Raw genomic sequence first — 22,302 nt, 5'->3', positions numbered from 1 at the left:
GCAGTAAATATCTTTACATCGTTATTATCTTATTTATGCAAAAAGTTATATTGTACGTTTTACTTTTCTTTCTACCGGTGGGCTATTCGGTCACTAATCATAAAGATTCCGTATTACTTACTTCTGCAACCTCCGAGTGTGAAAAGCTCTATATCGATATGCACTTAGAAAACATCGTTAATTATGCTGCATTTGAGCAGGCATTTATCGGTTACAATAAAGTTCAGGAGAAAAACAGAGATATTATTACTCTTATCGATTTTACAAAACCTTCTACAGAGGAACGTTTGTATGTATTGGATATGAAACAGAAAAGGCTTCTGTATTCTTCCCTCGTGTCACATGGACGGAATAGTGGAGAAAATTATGCGACTTCGTTTTCCAATGAAAACGGCTCTTATAAAAGCTCTCTGGGATTCTACCTGACAGAAAGCACCTATGAGGGAAAGAACGGCTATTCTCTGGTATTGAATGGACTGGAAAGAGGCATTAATGATCGGGCTAAAGAGCGTGCTATCGTTATTCACGGTGCCCCCTACTCTAACCCATCGGTAATAGCTTCGGGACGACTTGGGCGTAGTCAGGGATGCCCTGCACTTCCTCAGGCACTTAGCAAGCCTATCATCAATACAATAAAAGGGGGAACACTACTTTATATTTATGCTGATGATCACAAGTATCTGGCTCAAAGCAATATTTTATCGTCGTATACAGCATCCTTATAAAAGAATATAAATACCACATAAAAAAGAAGAGAGGTTATTCACTATGAATAACCTCTCTTCTTTTTTGTACAATTAAATCTAAACAAAAGTGTTACAATTCCAACGTCTGCAACCTTAAGCAATAGTTATACTTTTATCCAAATAAACATCCTGAATACTGTTTAAGAGTTCAATACCTTCTTTCATTGGTTTTTGGAATGCTTTACGACCGCAAATCAAACCCATACCTCCGGCACGTTTATTTACCACAGCAGTATAGATGGCTTCTTTCAAATCTGAGGCTCCATGAGACTCGCCACCCGAATTAATCAAACCTATACGCCCCATGTATCCATTGGCAACCTGATAACGGCACAAATCGATCGGATGATCTGTTGTTAACTCCGAGTACATCTTAGGATCGGTCTTACTAAACTTGATAGCTGTAAACCCTCCGTTATTAGTCGGAAGCTTTTGCTTTATAATATCCGCTTTTATAGTTACGCCTAAATGATTCGCTTGACCGGTCATATCGGCAGCAGCAGAATAATCAACCCCGTCTTTAGTAAAAGCCGGATTACGTAAATAACACCAAAGAATAGTTACCATACCCAATTCGTGAGCATATTCGAAAGCTTTGGCAATATCTACTAATTGTCTTCGGCTCTCTTCGGAACCAAAATATATGGTAGCACCTACAGCCACAGCCCCCATGTTCCAAGCCTCCTTAACGGTTCCAAACAAAACCTGATCGTATGTTGTAGGATATGACAATAACTCATTATGATTTATTTTTACAACAAAAGGAATCTTATGTGCGTATTTACGGGCAACCGATCCTAATACTCCAAATGTAGAAGCAACAGCATTACAACCTCCTTCGATTGCCAACTTCACAATATTCTCCGAATCGAAGTACATCGGATTAGGAGCAAATGAAGCTCCTGCTGTATGTTCAATACCTTGATCTATCGGTAAAATCGACAGATAACCTGTGTTAGCCAATCGACCATGACCTAATAGCGACTGAAAGCTATTCAGCGTTTGAATATTCCGATCAGAATCTATCCAAAGATTATCGATAAGAGACGGAGTCGGGACATGAATAAGCGATTTGTCGATTGTTTTACTAGTGTGGTTCAAGAGATAAGATGCAGAATCACCTAAAATTTGTTCAATTTTTGAGCTCATAATTTTATTCTTTTTAGTATGAAGAAATTAGTATTATATAAACAGCCTATGAGACTTAATAGTTTACATCAATCACTCATAAAAAATAATAAAAGAAAGCTTTTTTAACAGAATCACGAAAAGATAAATACTCTGTTTATCACAATTAGTCTGAATTATTTTTTAACTTTGCTTGCTACGCTAAACAAAAAGATATCAAATTACAAATATTAATAATCAAAGAGTAAGAGAAGATATGCTACATGAATTCACCCTATCGCGTGATAAAGCGATGATAAATTTCACTCTAAAATATTGCGACACTAAACAAAAGTTACTTAGTAGCTATGGTTTTAAACGCGTAGTAGAAGCATTTATCCAAAAAATAAAAAAGGATGATCCTATCATATACGATCACTATATCAAAAGTTTCAAAATTGATGAAGATCTGATCGAATCTCTAATCGAATCTTTTAAATTATTGACTGTTTTCAAAATAGAAGAAGTAATAGAAGTAGACAATAAGTACAGCGCTTTCTTCGCCGATAAAGATTTGTTTATTGAACTTATCGATCTATTGATTCAATTCTGGAAAAATCTTGAAAGATACTCAATCGTACGCAATTCGAGTTTAGGTGATGGTCTTCAAAACGTAAGATTTATTCAAGCGAATGATTTATTCAATGACCTTGTACTTACAACTGCCCGTAGAATTACTGAAACAGTAAACGGATTCGAACAAAGAGTATACCGCCAAACAACAGTAGGTGCTACTGCTTCATTAACTCTTAATGATGTTAACTGGAATTGCCCTATCGAATATAAAGGGCTTACAGCTGTACCTTTTATCAGTACAGTTGTTATACGCCCTCCTTTCATTACTTATACTAAGCGCAATACACGTGACGGTATTTTTCAGGAACACAGCCAAAACCCTCTTGAGAACATAGTTCTTAATGAAGACGATTGGTTTGTATTCCCTGCGAAAGTAGGTATCATGCTTACATTCGTATATTTCCATAAAGATTTTATGGCACATGGTATCGGTCTTTCAAACCTGTTCGAACTTGCAAAAGAAAGCGAATATATTGGCAAGAAACCAGATATTATCTATGTATTCGGATATCCTGACGGACACGAAGAAAAAAGAACATTCTATTACAAAGATAAAAAGAACGATATCCTGATCGGATATGCAAACTATTGTGACGATATCGATTATTTCGGATACATGAAGAAGATGTTATTAACACTTCACAATGTAAAACAAATAGAATTCAACAGATTACCGATACACGGTGCAATGGTAAACATTGTATTGAAAAACGGAAACGAATCTAATATCATCATTATGGGTGATAGCGGTGCAGGTAAGTCTGAAAGTCTGGAAGCCTTCCGTAGCCTCAACGAAAATTATATCCGCCATATGCGTGTAATATTCGATGATATGGGATTCTTGAATAAAGAAGCCGACGGTTCGATAAAAGGATACGGTACAGAGATCGGAGCATTTGTCCGTATCGATGACCTTGATCCTGCTTACGCTTACGAACAGTTGGACAGAGGTATTTATACCAATCCTGACAAAATAAATGCCCGTGTAACTATTCCTATTTCAACATACGAGATAATATCTAAAGGATACAAGGTAGATATTATGCTATATGCAAATAACTACGAAGATGTTGCGCAAAAAATCGTATTCCACGATGATTTAGCTAAAGCAATCGGTATCTTCGAAGATGGTGCACGTAAAGCAAAAGGAACAACCACTGAAAAGGGTCTTGTAAAGTCATACTTCGCAAATCCATTTGGTCCGGTACAAGAACGTGCTGAAACTGAAGTGCTAGTACGTCAATACTTCAAAGACATGAAAGATAACGGTGTACAAATCGGAGAGATACATACATCACTAGCTATTGACGGACGTAGCAAAGACGGTCCCCGTGAAGCTGCTGAAGAATTATTCTCATTGATAAATAGCTAAATAACTATATTATTGGATATAAAAAAGGACTCAACATTGAGTCCTTTTTTTGTTATATATACATTTTACTTTCTTATTTGTGCTCATCAAATATACTACCGTAACGATGGTATTCAAAAGCAATACTTTGTTCTTTCATATAATGAAGCAATTCCAAACGCCCCTCAACCAAAGGTTTCTGAGTAGCAATATGCTTTCCGAACTTAGCCGCCTTAGCAAAAACAGAATCGGATAAATCAGCAGAACAAGTCCTTACACGCTCATACTTATCCATATCTGCAATAAACTGTTCTTCGTTTTGGATAATAATATCTATACCTTTAATTATTGACACAGCTTTTTCTATTGTCTTCAATTTATTGTTATCAGCATCAATACTTACAAACAAGTGAGTCTTTGCAGTAAAAGCAGCTAATAAACTTAACAGTACATCAGACAAATCATCATTTGATTGAATACGAAGCACTACTTTTCGTAAAGGTAAATAACGAAATATATTAGACTCGCCATAAATATGGTTTACATCGCGTTCTTCAAAAAATTCTTCTCGCCACACTTTTCTATAATTAATGGCAGCGAAATCTAATCGAGCTTTTGACTTCTCATCTGCAACAAGTTCACTCAACGGTGAACCTGAGGTCTCAGCAGTCACAGATTCGTTTTCAAGGAACTCTACAAAACAAGATACATAGTTTACTCCTCCTGCTTTAATACCTCCCCCGAAAGCAGAGCGTTTCATTCCTCCAAAAGGTTGACGATTAACTATAGCACCTGTAATACCTCTGTTTATATATAAATTGCCTGCTTCGAGCGTGTTTTTCCAAAGTTCCTGCTCGTTTTCATCCAAACTTTGAAGACCAGAAGTAAGCCCATATTCTGATGAGTTTACATAATCGATTCCCTGTTTCAGATCATCTATACAAACCACAGCTAATAGTGGAGCAAACAACTCTGTTTTAAAAGTATAACTGGTTGGTTTTACCCCCCACTTTACAGTAGGTTTTAGAATGTATCTCTTCTCGTCCACAAATTCGGGAGCTACTAACCACGATTCGCCCGGCTCAAGATTATCAATTGCGTGCAACAACTTATCATTGTCATTAGCAATCATTGGACCTACTATATTATCCGGATTCCAAACACTTCCTGTGTGAAGACTCTTTACAGCATCTTTTAGCTTAGATTTAAAACTCTCATCATTATAAATATCTTTATCTACCAACAATAGAGAACATGCCGAGCATTTTTGCCCTGCATTACTGAATGCCGATGAAACTACATTTAAAATAGCATGATCCTGATCTCCATTACCCGTAAGTATAATTGCATTCTTACCCCCTGTTTCAGCAGAAAGCGGTGTACGTGGACTATTTTCTAATAAACGGAATGCAGTATCGGTGCCTCCCGTAAGAATAACATGTTTTATAGACGAATGGGCAGTCAGGTAATTTAGAGGCTCCCTTCCATCGGTGCACACTACCTGCAACGCATCTTTGGGTACACCTGCATCCCAGAAACATTGCGCAAACTCCCAAGCAACAGGTAAAGCTACTGTTGCGGGCTTTAAGATTACCGTATTACCTCCTGCCAATGCTGCAGCAACACCTCCAACGGGAATAGCTAACGGGAAATTCCAAGGCGGAATTACCAATATTATACCCTTCGGAGTATATGACAAAGTATCCAAGTTTTCGAAAGACTTCATTGTTATCGGATAGAATCGACAAAAATCAATCGCTTCCGAAACTTCTACATCGCCTTCCATAAATGTCTTGCCCGTAATTGCCGACATGCATCCTATCAGATCGCCTCGTTTCGCTGATAAATTATCGGCTACTGCATGCAAAATTTCGTTTCGTTTTTCAAGTTTCGTTTTTCTCCAACCCGATGTGTCGGATTCAGCAATTGCAATAATTTCTTTTACCTGATCTAATGATGATAAACTAGCCTCGCAGAAACAAACTTCATCATTACGACTCCTATCGTAATATTTCTTTTTACTTTCGGTAGTTACTTCCTTATCTCCTATCTGAACGGGTATTTTGTAATTATTTTCATTTACCTCAGTGCCCCATTTCTTTAATTTATCCAATGCCCATTTTCGATTAACAGGCAAGTCTAAATCGGTATCAGGTTCATTATGGAATACATTGATATCTTTTACGGGAAGAAGACTTTCTGTTCTGTTTTGTTTTCTGAAAGCTTGTCCTTTCATTGTATCTTTTCTATCATATGCTTCAAGAAACTGATTTGCCAGAAAATCCCAATGAGGACTATCCAATTTCAAGTTAAACGAATAACTTAAGAAATTATCCTTGCCTGTATTTTCATCCAAACGTCTAACCAAATAAGAGACAGCATTCAGGAAATGCTCCTTCTTTACCACCGGCGTATACAATATAATTTGCTTTCCCAAACTTCTCATAACACGGGGCAAATGGTTTGCCATCCCTTCGAGCATTTCGAATGTAATATAATCTTTTACATCATTCTTTTCGCTCAACAGATATGCATACCCGATAGTGAAGAAATTATGTGATGCCACACCAACATGTAATACCTTAGCATTCTCCGGCAGTAAAGCTACATCCAGAATATGCAGGTAATTTGCATCTACATCAACCTTGGTCGGCAGAACAGGATTAGCCCATCCCTTCATTGAAGATATAATGCTTTCCATTTGAAGATTAGCCCCCTTCACCAATCTCATTTTAAGGGGTGCTCCTCCTTCGGCAACACGCTGTTTAGCTATTTTCAATAATCGTTGCTGAAACAATGCAGCATCAGGCAAGTAAGCCTGCACGACTATCCCTGCCATGTAATTCTTAAACTGAGGCATATTAAGTACAGTTTCAAACACATCGAGTGTAAGTTCCGCATCTTTATATTCCTCCATATCCAGATTCACAAACTTAGCTCTTTGAACTCCTTCCTGAGTAGTATAAGGGTAATCTATAGCCTGTTGATATATAGCTGCAACACGTTCGCAAAGTTCTCTCTTATTCTGCTCGTAACTTAATGGCTTGATCTGAGCATAAATTCCCGACAGTTTTATTGAGATATAATTTACATCGGGTTCTTTCAAAGCTTCCAGATAATGCTCATAGCGATGTTTGGCTTCACCATCACCTAAAACAACTTCACCCAATAGATTGACATTCTGACCAATGTGACTTTCCCACCTATGTCCTAAGTGTTTGGTAAGTTCGGGACGTTCTTCCCCTATAATAATTTTGTTAGTCTCCTGACGAAGTCGTTCTTTGAAAATAGGAATGGAAATTCCATTAAACAAATAACCGACACTTGTAAATAGTTTTAGCATCATCTGATCGACCGGCCCAAAAAAATCGGGAACACCATATTCCTCGATAAGCAGTTTCATACGTTTTGCCAGTTTTTTGTTGTTACGGATCTGAGATGATTCGTCCAACATCTTCGATAATAAAATCTTATTGGCGGGAGTTTGTACCAGTGAAGCAAACTTTTGCTGTTCTTTTATTTCTTCCGGAGTTAATTCACTTTCAGCCTTAGCAAGGAATTGTTTTGCCCAATCCAATACATCAGAAGTCCTTATGTTTTCCATTTATTCAAAAAAATTAAGATAGTATTATTATTTGCAGCTCTACATCTTTTCAGGTAAATAAATATCTAATTCGATCAACGTCAGAGCAAGTAAATGAATGTGTAATTTTAGCAATAATTTCTTTTGCAAGTTACGAAATAATCTATTTTCTCAAAATAATTTATTAGGACATCGAAAGGCTAAATAAATTTCAAATACAGAATCTACCGGATACAATAATTGAAAATATAGAATCCAATTACTCAATGCAATCAGAATGTATATATCAAGGCAAATATGTATCTTTAGATTCTCTTATTTATAGACTCAAATCTGGTCACTATGCGTAACTTACTTTTTATTACATGCTTCTTTTTATCACTCCTTTGCCAAAGTCAGGAATTTGACACCTATTTTGCAGATAAAACTTTACGAGTTGATTACATATTTTCGGGAAACTCAGAAACTCAGACTATCGCAGTAGATCAATTAAATGAACTCCCTCAATGGGCAGGACGTAATCATAATTTATCCAGCAGCTTGTTGGATGGAAACGGACAAATAACAATGTACAACCTTCAATCGGGAGAGTGCATATATAAAAATACATTTTCAACATTGTTTCAGGAATGGGTCACCACAGACGAAGCTAAAACTATAACCAAAAGTTTCGAAAATGTGTTTCTGCTCCCCTTCCCAAAAGAAAAAGTTAAAGTTGAAATTTCATTGCGAAACAAAAGTGGAGAATACATAACCAAAATCAGCCACATTGTAACGCCCTCCGATATACTGATTCATAAAAAAGGATACAAAAATGTAACACCCTACTCTATTATTCATAAAGGGAAAGATAATGTGAAGTCTATCAATGTAGCAATAGTAGCCGAAGGATACAAAGCGGAGGAAATGGGCAGTTTCAAAAAATATGCAGAAGAAACCGTACAACAAATACTCTCGTATACTCCTTTTGATAAATATAAAGACAACTTCAATTTCTATATAGTAGAAAGTGCATCTAAAGAAAGCGGATTAAGTGTTCCCCGCAATGGAATTTGGAAAAATACAGCTTTCAATTCCCATTTCGATACATTTTACTCACAACGATACCTTACCACCAGTCGTATAAAAGACCTTCATGATGCGTTAGCAGGCATACCCTACGAACATATTATAATACTTGCCAACACCGATGTATATGGAGGTGGAGGCATTTTTAATTCGTATACATTAACTACTACCGGGCACAAAGATTTTAAACCTGTAGTAGTACACGAATTCGGGCACAGTTTTGCTGGTCTGGCTGACGAGTACTTCTACGAAAGTGATGTACTCGATAATACGTATGAGCATAATATAGAACCTTGGGAGCAAAATATTACGACCTTGGTAAACTTTGATTCGAAATGGAAAGATATGCTGACTCCCCAAACTCCTGTTCCGACAAATTTGAGTGATAGTACAAAATATAAAATCGGAGTATTTGAAGGTGCAGGCTATTCGGCAAAGGGCATATACCGACCTACAGTCGATTGCCGTATGAAGACAAATACCTATAAAGAGTTTTGTCCTGTTTGCCAACGGGCATTGGAACAATTGATACTATTTTATATCAGGTAATCACCCGTTTTCGATTTTATTATTAATAATCACAAAAATTGAGCGAAATACGACTTGCTTTTTATAATTTTGTGTATCTAAAGAAAGATACTCTATAAAACGATTTAAATATATATTTCTCAGCATATTAGGAATAATCTTAGGATTAATATTGCTTTTATACGGCCTATTGAATATGTCGTATGTACAGAATTATATCAAAGACCGAATTGTTCTCGAACTCCGGAACAAGTTGCAAACCGATTTAAATATTGGATCTCTATACATCAAACCATTCAATGTTATACAATTGAACGATGTATATCTGAACGACCAGAAAGACAGTACAATCCTGATCGCCAAGAAAGTATATGCTGACCTGGAAATACTGCCTCTGCTCAATAATCAATTGATAATTACTGTATCTAAACTTGCGGATTTTGAGGTTAATCTGGCAAAAGACAGTACAAGCTCCCCTCTGAACATCCAGTTTATAATTGATGCCTTCAAACCGAAGGATGATAAAAAAGGAGCCAAATTTGAAGTCAAAATACATTCTTTGAATATCAGTGACGGTCGTTTCCGATTCGATATTAATGATCGCCCACTTTTAAAAGAGAAATTCGATCCTAATCACATCAACGTCACCGATCTGAATGCTATCCTCTCTTTGCGGTCACTGGAAACCGATTCTTTGAATATTCAGATCAAGAAACTGACACTGCAAGAGAAAAGCGGATTCAAAATAAACAACCTCATAGTAAGGCTTATCACTCAAGACAATCACCTATTTGTCAGAGGGTTTAAACTTGAATTACCCAAATCGTTACTTGAATTCGAAAAATGTGAGATAGATTACTCTTCAACAGATTCAACCAAACAACTGATCGACAAGGCTATTTTTGCAGTCAAAACATCATCTTCCTATATTGCTTTAAAAGATATTGCAGCTTTCGTACCTGCATTTAAGTATTTTGAAGAACGGATATTATTCAGAACCGAGATCAACGGAAGCCTCGATAGTATACGAGTTTCGAATTTAGCTCTGGACTACGGTGAGAAAATGCACATTACCGCAAAAGGAAACGTTAACAATGTAAGAGACAAAGAAAAAATGTATTTAGAAGGTAGCGTCAGTAATCTGACTGTTACGAAAGATGGGGTTCGAGGACTTCTTAATAACTTATCGGGCACCCAGAAAGAACTACCTCCCATATTCGATAATATAAATACAGTGTCGTTTCACGGTAATATATCGGGATATCTGAAGCAACTACAAGCAGACGGCTATCTGGATACAGAACTAGGTACGATTACAGCAAAACTCGATTTTGGATTTAACCCCAACGCGAATATAAAGTCATTCTTTAAAGGAAATATCCGCACTCAGGAATTTCAGTTAGGTAATTTACTGAATAACAAAGAGCTTGAGAATATATCTTTAAATCTGGATATTAATATCAATCAACCGACCTATGGCAAACTAAGAGGTTCGGTAGACGGACTTGTAGAGAAGTTTACATTCAAAAAATATACTTACCATGATATTAAATTGAATGGTACTTATGATGGATTACGTCTTAACGGGGGATTATCTTTTAATGATGAAAATGCAATTTTAGATCTTCACGGTTTATTTGATTTATCGGATAAAGAGCCTAAACTAAACTTTGATGCTCGTCTAAAGAACGTTCGTCTCGACAAATTAAACCTAAGCAATAAATATAAAGAATCATACTTGAGTGTTTCTGTTGACGCCAATTTTTCGGGAAAGAACATTGACGATATACAAGGCTACATAAAAACCGATTCGGTTAGTTTCAGACAGCCCGATAAAAGCTTTACGCTGGACAGTTTAATTATTGAAGCATCAGGATTAGATGATAGCCGGAAATTGAGTATAAAATCGGACATTATCAATGGTGAAGTAACAGGGGCATATTCCTTTACGACAATAGCCGAAAGTGTAAAAAGGTCGTTGAACGCTTATCTTCCTGCATTAATCGATTTCAATGACAAGAAGGGTACAAAAATAAAAGAAAACGATCTCTCATTCGATTTCACAATCAATAATACAGAAAAAGCCAGCGATATATTTCAGCTACCTGTAACGATATACAGTGCAACTAAAATAATCGGATTTTATAATAATAAGACTGAACGCTTTAAAATCGAAACTTATCTGCCATCTATAAAAGCGGCAGGAACAAAAATTCAATCGGGTTATTTATTAGTTGAGAACAATAGTGAAGAAATAAAATCGACCATATCGGGTACGTTCGTCACCAAGAATGGAACTATGAACAACTTATCAACAGATATTCGTGTTCAGAACGATATAGTTGATATACATACTCTATTCTTAAACAAAGAGGAAGGCAGACTAAAAGGTGAGTTTGCCAATTCAGTTGTATTTTCGAAACCTAATAAAAAGACCTTACAAACGGATATCAAATTTGAAGCAGGAGAATTAATATTGAACAGTACACTTTGGAAAATAAAAAAATCAAATATTCGCATTGTTCCAAATAAAGTCAGCATCGACGATTTCGTGGTAACCAGCGAAAATAAAGACCAGCAATTGAGTATAGACGGTACTTTTTCGGCTAAAGATCCTGATGAAAAACTCCATGTTAATTTAAGAAATATCGATCTCGATTATATATTTAATACATTAGCGATAAGTGCTTTGCAATTCGGAGGTGCTGCCAGTGGAGATTTGATGCTCTCTTCTATAGACGGTCAGCCTTATGCCAATATTAATTTAAAAGTGCATGACTTTGCTTTCAACAGCACAACACTTGGTGATTTAAGCCTATTCAGTGATCTCGATGCGGAAACCAAAAAGGTTAATCTGAAAGGAACGATTACAAATCCCGAAGATAAATTAACCAATATAGATGGCTTTATCAACCCGATTACACAAGAGCTATCCATTAACTTTGATGCCAAAGAGATAGATGTTGCTTTCCTTAATAAATACGTTGCAAGCTTATTTAATGGAATTAAGGGTAAAGGTAGCGGCAATGTACATCTGTTCGGTAATTTTTCTAATGTTACGGTCGAAGGTGAAGCATTTGTAGAAAACGGAGGATTGGGAATCAACTTCTTAAACACCAATTATACATTTACCGATACTATCTTCATGAAAAAAGATCTTATTTACTTTAATAACATCGCATTTCATGATGAAAAAGGAAATACCGCCATGCTTAGCGGTAAAGTGGTACACGATTATTTCTCGAACTTCTTATATTATGTAGACCTTGTCGGAGATAATTTCATGCTTTACAATGCCACTCAGAAACTTAATCCTATGTTCTACGGAACGGTTTTCGGATCGGGTTCGGGGGTTATTAAAGGAGACGAAAGAGCTGTAGATATCAATGTAAATATGCAGACCAACAGCAACACTAATATTTTCATGAATTTCATGGAAGAGACAGCCTCCGAATATTCTTTTATCAGATATAAAACCAAAGAAGAGGCAACCGATTCTATAAAAAATTCAAATGAAAAGGTCAAATTCAACAGATTAAAAACCGACTCGGGAATTGAAATCAATATGAACTTTTATATCGATGCTACCCCTGACGCTACTGTTGAATTATTGATGGATCCTGTGGGAGGTGATAAACTTAGAGGATCGGGCACAGGAGCCTTACAATTTACATGGGGAACCAATAAAGAACCGATGCTTTATGGAACTTACATGATTAATAAAGGGTCCTATAATTTTACATTCCAAAAAATATTTGAGCGTAAATTTACAATACAAGATGGTAGTTTCGTCCAGTTCAGAGGCGATCCGTTCGAAGCTAATATTGATATTACAGCCATATACCGGGTGATAGCCAATCTGAACGATCTCGACCAGAATATAGCAAAGAACACAGGACAAGCCAGTGTACCTGTAAATTGTATATTGAATATCACAGGGGCATTACGCCAACCGAAAGTAAATCTGGATATTGCTTTACCTTCTGCCGATCCCGAGGTACAACGACAAATAAAGAGTTTGATCAGCACGGAAGACATGATAAACAGACAGATTGTTTACTTGTTATTGCTATCTAAATTCTATACACCCAATTATGCACTCACCGATCAGAAAACTTCTGATTTTGCGGCAGTTGCATCAGCAACCCTATCCACTCAACTGAGTAATATACTCAGTCAATTGGATGACCGTTGGCAGGTGGGTACAAATATCCGCACAAGTGATACAGGATTCTCCAGTACCGAAGTAGAACTTATCCTTTCAAGCAGGTTGCTTAATGACAGGGTTCTATTTAATGGTAACTTCGGATATCGTGATAATCCCATGACACAGGATGCTTTCATCGGTGATGTGGATATCGAAGTTTTACTTAACCGTATCGGTACCTGGCGTCTTAAAGCTTACAACCATTATAACGAAAAGTATTATTACGTCGGAAGCGGGGGTAGTGGCAATGGAGTACAAACACAAGGTGTAGGTATTTTATATAAAAAAGACTTCGATTATCTGAGAGAACTATTTACACGACCTAAGAAGAAAAATAGTCCTTTACAGACCGACTCCACGAAGCGACAGGACACGGTTAAGCATATCAACCAAATTGTCAAAATGAAGTAATGATTCATATCGATCAGCAAACAAAGCAATTTATAGCACAACACGAATCGGATGACATACGGCAGCTTGCTTTAAAAGCGAAATCGTATCCTGAGATTGATATGCCTATGGCTATTCAACAAATTGCAGGAAGACAAATTGCTAAATATAAAATTCCCTATTGGTATCGGCACGAAGATATTATTTATCCCCGACATCTATCGATGGAGCAGTGTTCGTCTGAAATCACAGCCCTTTACAAAGCCTCTTTATGTAAAGGTGATACGCTTGTAGATCTTACAGGCGGATTGGGTGTCGATTTTTCATTCATGGCAAAAGATCGTAAGCAAGCCTGTTACGTAGAAACTCAAAGTGAATTGGTAGAGCTGTCAAAACGTAATTTTAACACACTGAAGTTAGATTATGCTGAAATCAGAAAAGAGGACGCAGTTTCTTTTCTCAACTCATTTGATCAGATTGCTGATACTATATTTATAGACCCGGCAAGGAGAAACGACACCGGTAAAAAGACGGTTCTCATAGAAGACTGTACTCCCAATCTGATCGAAATAGACGAGCTTTTAAACAGCAAAGCCAAGCGGATAGTTATAAAGTTATCACCCATGCTCGATATTACTCTTGCTCTTGGTTCTCTCAGCAATGTAACCGAGGTACATATAATAAGTGTAAACAATGAGTGCAAGGAACTTCTATTCATCAAAGAGAGTTCACAGAAAGAAACTCAACTAATCTGTGTTAATCTTTTAACTCATAGAGATAATGAGTCTTTTACTTTCACCAAAGCCGTGGAAAGTTCATCCTGCATTTCCCATACAGATATTACCGGAAAATACTTATACGAACCGAACAGTTCTATACTAAAGGCAGGAGCATATAGAAGTGTAGCTTTAAAATATAATCTTAAAAAGCTGCATCCTAACAGTCATCTGTATACTTCCGATAACTTAGAGAGTGACTTTCCCGGTCGTAAATTTGAAATTAAAGAACTAATTTCACCCAATAAGAAAGAAATCAAAGTACATTTCAAAGATATAAGACAAGCTAATATTGCAACAAGAAACTACCCTTTTTCGGTAGCCGATATAAGGAGGCAAACCAAGCTCAAAGAGGGAGGAACCGATTATATATTTGCTACGACTCTGGCTAATGAAAAAAAAGTATTAATTTTGTGTCAAAAGGTTCCCGACTAAAGTCACAGACTTTTTTATCATAAAAAATACAATGCTGTCCATGCAAACTATCTCCAAAGTAAAGAAATATATTCAGGATAATGCGCTACTTACCGATAAGGCTACAGTTATTATCGGAGTTAGCGGTGGTGCCGATTCGATGGCTCTATTGGATATACTTCATCATCTGGGATATGATTGTATTGTAGCACACTGCAATTTTCATCTGCGAGGGCAGGAATCGTACCGGGACGAATATTTTGTAGAAAAGATTGCATCCAAATATAAATTCAAATATGTATCGGCAAATTTCGATACAAAGAAATATATTGAAGAGGAATCTATTTCCTTAGAGATGGCCGCTCGCGAACTGCGTTATGCGTGGTTCGAAAAAATCAGAAAAGAATACAAAGCCGAAAAAATTGCCGTAGCGCACCATCAGGACGATTCGGTAGAAACCGTTTTGATTAACCTCATTAGAGGTACAGGAATACGAGGACTGAGTGGTATAGCTCCTATCAACGGAAAAGTGATCCGCCCCCTACTCTGCATTTTCAGAGATGATATTCTCGAATACCTGAAAGCCGGACATATTGGCTTTGTAGAGGACAGTACCAATAAAGAAGATATTTATACACGGAACAAAATACGTTTGAATGTAATACCTCTTCTTAAGTCGATCAACCCGTCTGTTGTACAGGCTATACAAAGAACATCTGAAAACTTATCTCGTACCGAAAGTATATATAATGCGTATGTTGAGAAGGCAAAACGCAAAGTATTTTCAGACAATAAGATTGATATAAATGCCTTATTGAAGCAGAAAGAACCGAAGACCATTCTTTTCGAAATTCTGTTTTCCTATGGATTCAACACCTCTACTGTCGACAATATTTTTGACTCAATAAACGGTCAATCCGGTAAAATCTTTTATGCTACCGATTATCAACTCATAAAAGACAGGGAAGCATTTCTACTTGAACCCATTAACAATCAACCCGATAGTATTTATACTCTTTTTGAACACGAAACAGAGATTGTTGAGCCCTTCGAGATGACACTTGAATCGTTCCGCAAAACTTCATCGTTTAAAATAGAACAAGACCCCAATATTATCTACTTAGATAAAGGTCGGTTGATATATCCTCTTATTATCCGCAGATGGAAACACGGCGATAAATTTATTCCCTTTGGGATGAAAGGTCACAAAAAAGTAAGCGATTATTTTACCGATCGTAAATTCAGTTTAGTAGACAAAAACAATACATGGCTTCTATGTTCTGCCGATGATATTGCATGGATTGTAGGTGAACGTATTGATGACCGATTCAAAATAACCGGCAAAACGATAGAAGTTCTTAAGATTACTTTACATCAGAAGTAGCTTTAGCAAGTTCTTTTTCCAAGCGTCCGATTTGCGAATTAAGAGTTTTAATGCTCGACTCCACACTGAGCATTTCAAGCTTATGTGCATCGTCTTGATCCTCTTGTTTTCTCAATTCCTCCAGATAACCTCCTAAAGAAGCTTGATATTTAAGGTAATATTCTAAAGCTTTATCCGCTTGCCGTAATTCATAATCATATGTGGTTGCTAAAGAGAAATAGAGGTACATATTCTGGTTTTTAGTCCCATATTTTGTAGCTTCCGCATAGTTTTCAACTGCTCCCTTATATTCTTCTAATCCCTCATGTGCCTTGGCTAAGCCTCTGAAGTAAAGATAGAGGTACATATCCGCAGGAATTGTACGATCAAGAAGAATACCGAAATAATTAACCGCATTGGTATATTCTCTGATCTCATTCGACATTACAGCCAGACAATATAATACTCTTACATTAGTAGAATCTTGTGCATAGGCTTTTATTAAATAGGGCAAAGCTTTTTCGTTTTCTCCCAATGAATAATAAGAGATGCCCAAACTCCGATTGACAACCAGAGAACTGTCTCCATTCAAATAACACCTTTCGAATCGAGGCACAGCATCTTCATAAAAATCAGCGCCATAATAACTTAAGCCATTCAGTAAATTGATTTGCTTATTGGTACTATCCTTTTTCACAAAGCTATCGGAAAGTTTTATTGCTGCTCCAAAGTTTTTTAATTTAATATTTATATTTATCAAACTGGCTATTGAAAAAACATCCATAGTATCTGCCTCCAACGCCTTACTGTAATAAACCATTGCACTATCGGGAAGATTCATATTCTCGAAACATTGAGCAGAACGCTTAATCATATTATTCAATTTATATCCATCTGATAATGTCTTATAGTCTGCCAATGCAGCTTTATAATTATCGAGACGAAATAGCATATCCGCTCTCTTGATCTTATAATATACGTTGATTGAATCGAGCTTTATTAATTCATCATAGCATTTTAAGCTCGCATTCCAATTCGAAAGTGCCTGATAGCATAAAGCCATTTCCGATTTTATTTTTAAATCGTCGGGATATTCCTGTGCCAGAGAGAATAATACCTCAATCGCCTTCGAATAATTGTCTAATCCCTTATAGCAAATAGCCTTCTTCTGTTGAAGCTCTTTGGTTTGTTCTTCATTATCAATAGCAACTAATGCTTTATCGAATTGATAACCAGCAATGTATTCATCAATAATCGGATAATTATCTTGCGCATTCAATACAGTGTAATATCCAAAAAATAAAATGATTAGGAAGTTAAGTGTTCTCATAATTAGATTACTATTTTTTCGTAAATCTACACAATAATAATAAAAACTAAAAATAAACCGAGAAAAAAATATTTAATCAGACAAAAAATTGTTTTTCTAAAAAATATATATAATTTTGTAGAACGATAAGAAAAAACTACAGATTTCTTATTTGAATCATAGTAAAAAAACTCGATTGTATCCTTATTATTTTGCATCAACATCAAATTGAATCAGCAACTATCTCTCATGCTGTCTAATCAGAATATTAAATAACAAAACAACATAGAATATACATGCGTATATACAACATTCTTGAGCTAAACGAAAAGCTCACAACTGAATTAAGAACCTTAGCTAAAGAACTAGGTATAAAACGTCCTGATGCATATAAGAAGGACGAATTAATCTACAAAATTTTAGACGAACAAGCTATTCTTGAGGCAAAAAACAAAAATTCGGAGAGCTACAAAGCTGAAAGCAAACAATCAGAAAAGAAAAATGCAGAAGCTCCGGCAAAAACAAAACCGAATAAAGCCGCTCCTGCCCCAAAAGCTGCCGCTGTTGAAGCTAAAATAGAAGAGGTTAAAGAAGAAAAGGAAACAGAGAAAACTCCGACCAATCAGCAACCTCCGGTAAATACTCCTACAGAAGAAGCTACAGTAGCCAAACCTAAAGAAAGAGTAGTTCACCGTAAAAGTGCAGAAACCTCCAGTAATAATACAAACGAACCTACAAATACTAAAACAATCCCGCAAAGGCCAACGCAATTAGTATTTAAGTCCAGCAAACCACGTACCGAATCCAAAGAAGAAGTTCCGGCAATGGCTCCCCTATCACCTCTTGAGGTAGATACGGATGTAGCACCCGTTGTTGTAGAATCGCCTAAAATGGCTCCGGTAACAATTCCTGCCCCTACGCCCGCTCCGGCACCTTCAACGGTTGCAAGTAACAGTGGAAATAGCAGCAACATTCAAAATCAGAAACCAAGCAATAATCAGGCACAGGAAAAATCTTTCGAATTTGAAGGAATTTTATCTGCGACAGGTGTATTAGAAATAATGCAGGAAGGTTACGGATTTTTACGTTCTTCTGATTACAACTATATGTCTTCTCCCGATGACATCTATATATCTCAATCCCAGATACGTCTATTCGGTCTGAAAACAGGAGATATTGTAGAAGGCCCTATCCGCCCTCCAAAAGAAGGTGAGAAATTTTTCCCTCTTGTAAAAGTGGATAAAATAAACGGACGCAGTCCCGACGAAGTTAGAGACCGTGTTCCATTCGATCACCTTAAGCCTCTTTTCCCTGATGAAAAGTTCAGATTAACATCCGGCAGAAATGATAATTTCTCATGCCGTGTTGTAGATTTATTCTCTCCAATAGGTAAAGGACAACGTGGTCTTATTGTTGCTCAGCCTAAAACAGGTAAAACATCATTACTTAAAGATATAGCAAACGCCATAGCGACCAACCATCCTGAAGTATACATGATTGTATTATTGATAGATGAACGTCCTGAGGAGGTTACCGACATGGAAAGAAGTGTAAATGCTGAAGTTATTGCATCTACTTTCGATGAGCCGGCAGACCGCCACGTAAAAATTGCGGAAATTGTACTGAACAAGGCAAAACGTATGGTTGAATGCGGTCATGATGTAGTCATTTTATTAGACTCTATCACCCGTTTGGCCCGTGCTTACAATACAGTTCAACCGGCATCAGGTAAAGTACTTACAGGTGGGGTTGACGCAAATGCATTACATAAACCGAAACGTTTCTTCGGAGCAGCCCGTAACATCGAAAACGGTGGCTCTCTAACCATAATTGCTACGGCTCTTACTGAAACCGGTTCTAAGATGGATGATGTTATCTTCGAAGAATTTAAAGGTACAGGTAACATGGAACTTCAATTGGATCGTAAATTATCTAACAAACGCGTATTTCCTGCTGTTGACATTATCTCATCAAGTACACGTCGTGACGATCTGTTACTTGATCCCGATACACTTAACCGTATGTGGGTACTTCGCAACTTCTTATCGGATATGAATTCGGTGGAAGCAATGCAGTTCCTTGATAAGAGATTGAAGAAAACAATCAACAATGAGGAGTTCTTGATTTCAATGAACGACTAAGAAATAAACAGTTAAGATAAAGACATCAGTCTTTAACCTTAAACTCAAAAAATTAAAGCAAGGATTGTTTGATATCAAAACAATCCTTGCTTTCTTTGTATATCATTCAATTATAGGTCTTAGTAATACTGTAAAGTTCGGCTTTACTCATGCTAGGCTGAATAATGAAAGCAGTAAATATTTACTTTACTAAATCTATATCAGATATGTCACATAATCATGCTCATGGTGGACATTCTCATTCGCACAGTCACACCACAAACAAGAGAGCTCTTACCTTTAGTTTCCTGCTTATTGCAGGATTTATGTTTGTCGAATTCATCGGAGGCATCCTCACCAATAGTTTGGCACTGTTATCGGATGCAGGTCATATGCTTAGCGATTCTGTAGCCTTAGGGCTTAGTCTGGCAGCGATCATATTCGGGCAGAAAGCAGCAACGATAGAGAAAACATATGGTTACAAACGCTTCGAAATACTAGCCGCCTTACTTAATGGAATTGCTCTTGTCGCTTTATCCGCTTACATATTATATGAAGCCATAGTACGCCTCTCCTCCCCACCCCAAGTAATTGGAAAGGGCATGATGATTATAGCAATTATCGGTCTACTTATCAATATTGTTGTCGCATGGATATTATCGAGAGGCGAAACTAAAGAAAACCTAAACGTAAGAAGTGCATTTCTACATGTCTTGGGTGATTTACTAGGTTCAGTAGGTGCGATTATTGCAGCATTATTAATTCTACTTTTCGGATGGAATATAGCCGACCCTATCGCCAGTATGATTGTCTCAATTATTGTTCTTTACAGTGGATGGCATATTTTAAAAGATTCTGTTAATATTTTGATGGAAAGTAAACCTTCGAATATCCACACGCATGAAGTAGTTGATATTTTATCTGCAATACCCGATGTAGAAGACGTGCACGATTTACATATATGGATGATTACTCAGGAATTCCCATCACTAACTGTACATCTTAGAGTAAAAAACGATTCAGACAGAGATCTTATATTGGAGCAGGCACTCGAAGCTTTAGCCGATCATACAGGCATCAAACATATAACGATACAAATTGAAGGACGTAAACTAAAAGTTGAAGAACCTTGCTGTACATTATATTAAGGCTAAAAATTATTGAAGAATCAATATTTAAAAAAAATACTATGAAAAAAGCAATCTTACTTGTATTCATTATGACTTTATCTTTTACTAAAATGCAAAGCCAGACTCCCAACCCCAACCATGCATGGCTAGACGAAGCCCGATTTGGTTTATTTGTCCATTTTGGTCCGTATAGTGTATTAGGAGATGGCGAATGGGTAATGCAAAACCGCCCCATAAAAGTACAAGAATATAAAAAGCTTCAAAAATTCTTTAATCCACAAGATTTTGATGCTAAAACTTGGGTAAAAATCGCTAAAGATGCAGGAATGAAATACATAACATTCACTTCACGCCATCACGACGGATTCAGCAATTGGAATACAAAGCAATCGGACTGGAATATAATGAATACCCCTCATTTTGGCAGAGATATTGTTAAAGAATTAGCTGACGAATGTCATAAAGAAGGAATTAAATTAGTATTATACTATTCACTTATCGATTGGTCAAGAACCGATTATCAATATTGGACAGGAGGTACAGGACAAGGCTGTGGTCGCACAGAAAGAGGTGACTGGAATTCGTATATCAACTTCATGAAAGCTCAGTTAACCGAACTATTGACAAATTATGGAGATATCGCAGGTATCTGGTTTGATGGAGACTGGGATCAGCACCCCAATGGCAGCCATACACATGCAACATCCAAAGTAGATTGGCATTATCCTGAAATTTACAACCTGATCCACACACTTCAACCCAATTGTATGATATCGAATAATCATCACAAAGAGCCTTTAAAGGGGGAAGACTATCAGGCATTCGAAAAAGATTTACCGGGAGAAAACAAAACAGGATTCAGCGAAGGGCAAACAGCATCCAAACATATCCCTATGGAAACGTGCGAGACAATGAATAACACGTGGGGATATAGTATTACAGATACAAACTTCAAATCGACCACCGCAATAATACATTACTTAGTAAAAGCTGCCGGATATGGAGCCAACCTATTATTGAATGTAGGTCCCATGCCTAATGGAGAGATACAACCCGAATCGGTAAAGTGCTTACAGGAGGTAGGTATCTGGACTAAAAAGTTTGGTCAAACTATCTACGGAACGCAGGGAGGAGTCATAAAACCTCAATCGTGGGGAGCAACTACCCAAAAAGGAAAAACACATTATATCCACTTATTTGAACAAGACGGCAATAAGTTTACAATAAATATCCCTCAAAAAATTAAATCAGCACGATGGGTTAATATAGATTCTAAATTAAATTGGACGGTGGATAAAAAAACAGGAAATGTTACTTTCGATTTATTAAATGTTCAGTTTGACGATATAGATTCAATTATCGAAATTGTTGTACAATAAGATTCTGTTATTCAATTCGTTTTATCTATCAGTAAGGCAGTGGGCAATCAACAGATGCAGTAGAGACTGGCATGTGTCTGCCCGAATTAAGACCGAATTAAGAAACAGCAAACAAGAGAAAATAAAGCAATCAAAAAGTGTCACTTTTGTTACTTTTGTAACCTTTTGAATCATTAAACACTGATTAATAGATCG

At 36.8% G+C, this 22,302-nt stretch carries 12 protein-coding genes; 9 read left to right on the top strand and 3 right to left on the bottom strand.

Annotated elements, in window-relative coordinates; translation table 11 throughout:
• Positions 1–35: 35 nt before the first annotated feature.
• Positions 36–725 carry a murein L,D-transpeptidase catalytic domain family protein gene (locus tag CLV62_RS08625; protein ID WP_110310377.1) on the top strand — a complete coding sequence of 230 codons (690 nt, stop codon included), beginning with the start codon at positions 36–38 and terminating at the stop codon, positions 723–725.
• Between the two features lie 114 nt (positions 726–839).
• Here the strand turns inward: CLV62_RS08625 and CLV62_RS08620 are convergent, their stop codons facing one another.
• Positions 840–1,895, bottom strand: a complete 1,056-nt coding sequence (locus tag CLV62_RS08620) for a class I fructose-bisphosphate aldolase (protein ID WP_110310376.1) — start codon at positions 1,893–1,895, stop codon at positions 840–842.
• Between the two features lie 235 nt (positions 1,896–2,130).
• On the opposite strand from CLV62_RS08620, the gene CLV62_RS08615 reads away from it, so the two are divergent.
• Complete coding sequence (locus tag CLV62_RS08615) at positions 2,131–3,861, top strand: phosphoenolpyruvate carboxykinase (ATP) (RefSeq protein ID WP_110310375.1); 1,731 nt, start codon at positions 2,131–2,133, stop codon at positions 3,859–3,861.
• A gap of 73 nt (positions 3,862–3,934) precedes the next feature.
• Here the strand turns inward: CLV62_RS08615 and CLV62_RS08610 are convergent, their stop codons facing one another.
• Positions 3,935–7,444 (bottom strand): bifunctional proline dehydrogenase/L-glutamate gamma-semialdehyde dehydrogenase, encoded by a 3,510-nt coding sequence (locus CLV62_RS08610; RefSeq protein ID WP_110310374.1) that lies wholly within the window; start codon positions 7,442–7,444, stop codon positions 3,935–3,937.
• A 321-nt stretch (positions 7,445–7,765) separates the two neighbouring features.
• Here CLV62_RS08610 and CLV62_RS08605 point away from each other — a divergent pair, with 321 nt between their 5' ends.
• The 4 genes from CLV62_RS08605 (at position 7,766) to tilS (ending at position 16,190) form a co-directional block, all read left to right on the top strand.
• Positions 7,766–9,040 carry a M64 family metallopeptidase gene (locus tag CLV62_RS08605; RefSeq protein WP_110310373.1) on the top strand — a complete coding sequence of 425 codons (1,275 nt, stop codon included), beginning with the start codon at positions 7,766–7,768 and terminating at the stop codon, positions 9,038–9,040.
• A 175-nt stretch (positions 9,041–9,215) separates the two neighbouring features.
• Positions 9,216–13,637 (top strand): translocation/assembly module TamB domain-containing protein, encoded by a 4,422-nt coding sequence (locus CLV62_RS08600; protein WP_110310372.1) that lies wholly within the window; start codon positions 9,216–9,218, stop codon positions 13,635–13,637.
• A complete protein-coding gene (locus CLV62_RS08595) occupies positions 13,637–14,827 on the top strand; it encodes a THUMP-like domain-containing protein (RefSeq protein ID WP_110310371.1) in 1,191 nt (396 codons plus the stop codon). Before CLV62_RS08600 ends, CLV62_RS08595 begins: the two co-directional genes overlap by 1 nt.
• Positions 14,828–14,867: 40 nt before the next feature.
• Positions 14,868–16,190 carry a tRNA lysidine(34) synthetase TilS gene (gene tilS / locus CLV62_RS08590; protein ID WP_110310370.1) on the top strand — a complete coding sequence of 441 codons (1,323 nt, stop codon included), beginning with the start codon at positions 14,868–14,870 and terminating at the stop codon, positions 16,188–16,190.
• On the opposite strand, the gene CLV62_RS08585 is transcribed toward tilS, so the two are convergent.
• The gene (locus tag CLV62_RS08585) at positions 16,171–17,499 is read right to left on the bottom strand and encodes a tetratricopeptide repeat protein (RefSeq protein ID WP_110310369.1); all 1,329 of its coding nucleotides are present in this window, start codon (positions 17,497–17,499) and stop codon (positions 16,171–16,173) included. The genes tilS and CLV62_RS08585 overlap by 20 nt on opposite strands.
• Positions 17,500–17,774: 275 nt before the next feature.
• Here CLV62_RS08585 and rho point away from each other — a divergent pair, with 275 nt between their 5' ends.
• From rho to CLV62_RS08570, 3 genes are all read left to right on the top strand, one after another.
• Complete coding sequence (rho, locus tag CLV62_RS08580; RefSeq protein ID WP_110310368.1) at positions 17,775–19,619, top strand: transcription termination factor Rho; 1,845 nt, start codon at positions 17,775–17,777, stop codon at positions 19,617–19,619.
• A gap of 206 nt (positions 19,620–19,825) precedes the next feature.
• The gene (locus tag CLV62_RS08575) at positions 19,826–20,746 is read left to right on the top strand and encodes a cation diffusion facilitator family transporter (protein WP_110310395.1); all 921 of its coding nucleotides are present in this window, start codon (positions 19,826–19,828) and stop codon (positions 20,744–20,746) included.
• Positions 20,747–20,787: 41 nt separating this feature from the next.
• Positions 20,788–22,107 (top strand): alpha-L-fucosidase, encoded by a 1,320-nt coding sequence (locus CLV62_RS08570; protein ID WP_110310394.1) that lies wholly within the window; start codon positions 20,788–20,790, stop codon positions 22,105–22,107.
• Positions 22,108–22,302: the final 195 nt, after the last annotated feature.

It is taken from the genome of Indolivaga alginatilytica (assembly GCF_003201355.1).
Lineage (GTDB): Bacteria > Bacteroidota > Bacteroidia > Bacteroidales > Dysgonomonadaceae > Dysgonomonas_A > Dysgonomonas_A alginatilytica.
This window is presented reverse-complemented; position numbering and strand designations above follow the sequence as displayed.

Bases quoted from the DNA above. Each gene is read 5' to 3' on its own strand.
- rho (WP_110310368.1), top strand. From the start codon at position 17,775: ATGCGTATATACAACATTCTTGAGCTAAACGAAAAGCTCACAACTGAA.
- CLV62_RS08615 (WP_110310375.1), top strand. From the start codon at position 2,131: ATGCTACATGAATTCACCCTATCGCGTGATAAAGCGATGATAAATTTC.
- CLV62_RS08605 (WP_110310373.1), top strand. From the start codon at position 7,766: ATGCGTAACTTACTTTTTATTACATGCTTCTTTTTATCACTCCTTTGC.
- CLV62_RS08620 (WP_110310376.1), bottom strand. From the start codon at position 1,895: ATGAGCTCAAAAATTGAACAAATTTTAGGTGATTCTGCATCTTATCTC.
- CLV62_RS08585 (WP_110310369.1), bottom strand. From the start codon at position 17,499: ATGAGAACACTTAACTTCCTAATCATTTTATTTTTTGGATATTACACT.
- CLV62_RS08600 (WP_110310372.1), top strand. From the start codon at position 9,216: ATGTCGTATGTACAGAATTATATCAAAGACCGAATTGTTCTCGAACTC.
- tilS (WP_110310370.1), top strand. From the start codon at position 14,868: ATGCAAACTATCTCCAAAGTAAAGAAATATATTCAGGATAATGCGCTA.
- CLV62_RS08570 (WP_110310394.1), top strand. From the start codon at position 20,788: ATGAAAAAAGCAATCTTACTTGTATTCATTATGACTTTATCTTTTACT.
- CLV62_RS08610 (WP_110310374.1), bottom strand. From the start codon at position 7,444: ATGGAAAACATAAGGACTTCTGATGTATTGGATTGGGCAAAACAATTC.
- CLV62_RS08595 (WP_110310371.1), top strand. From the start codon at position 13,637: ATGATTCATATCGATCAGCAAACAAAGCAATTTATAGCACAACACGAA.
- CLV62_RS08625 (WP_110310377.1), top strand. From the start codon at position 36: ATGCAAAAAGTTATATTGTACGTTTTACTTTTCTTTCTACCGGTGGGC.
- CLV62_RS08575 (WP_110310395.1), top strand. From the start codon at position 19,826: ATGTCACATAATCATGCTCATGGTGGACATTCTCATTCGCACAGTCAC.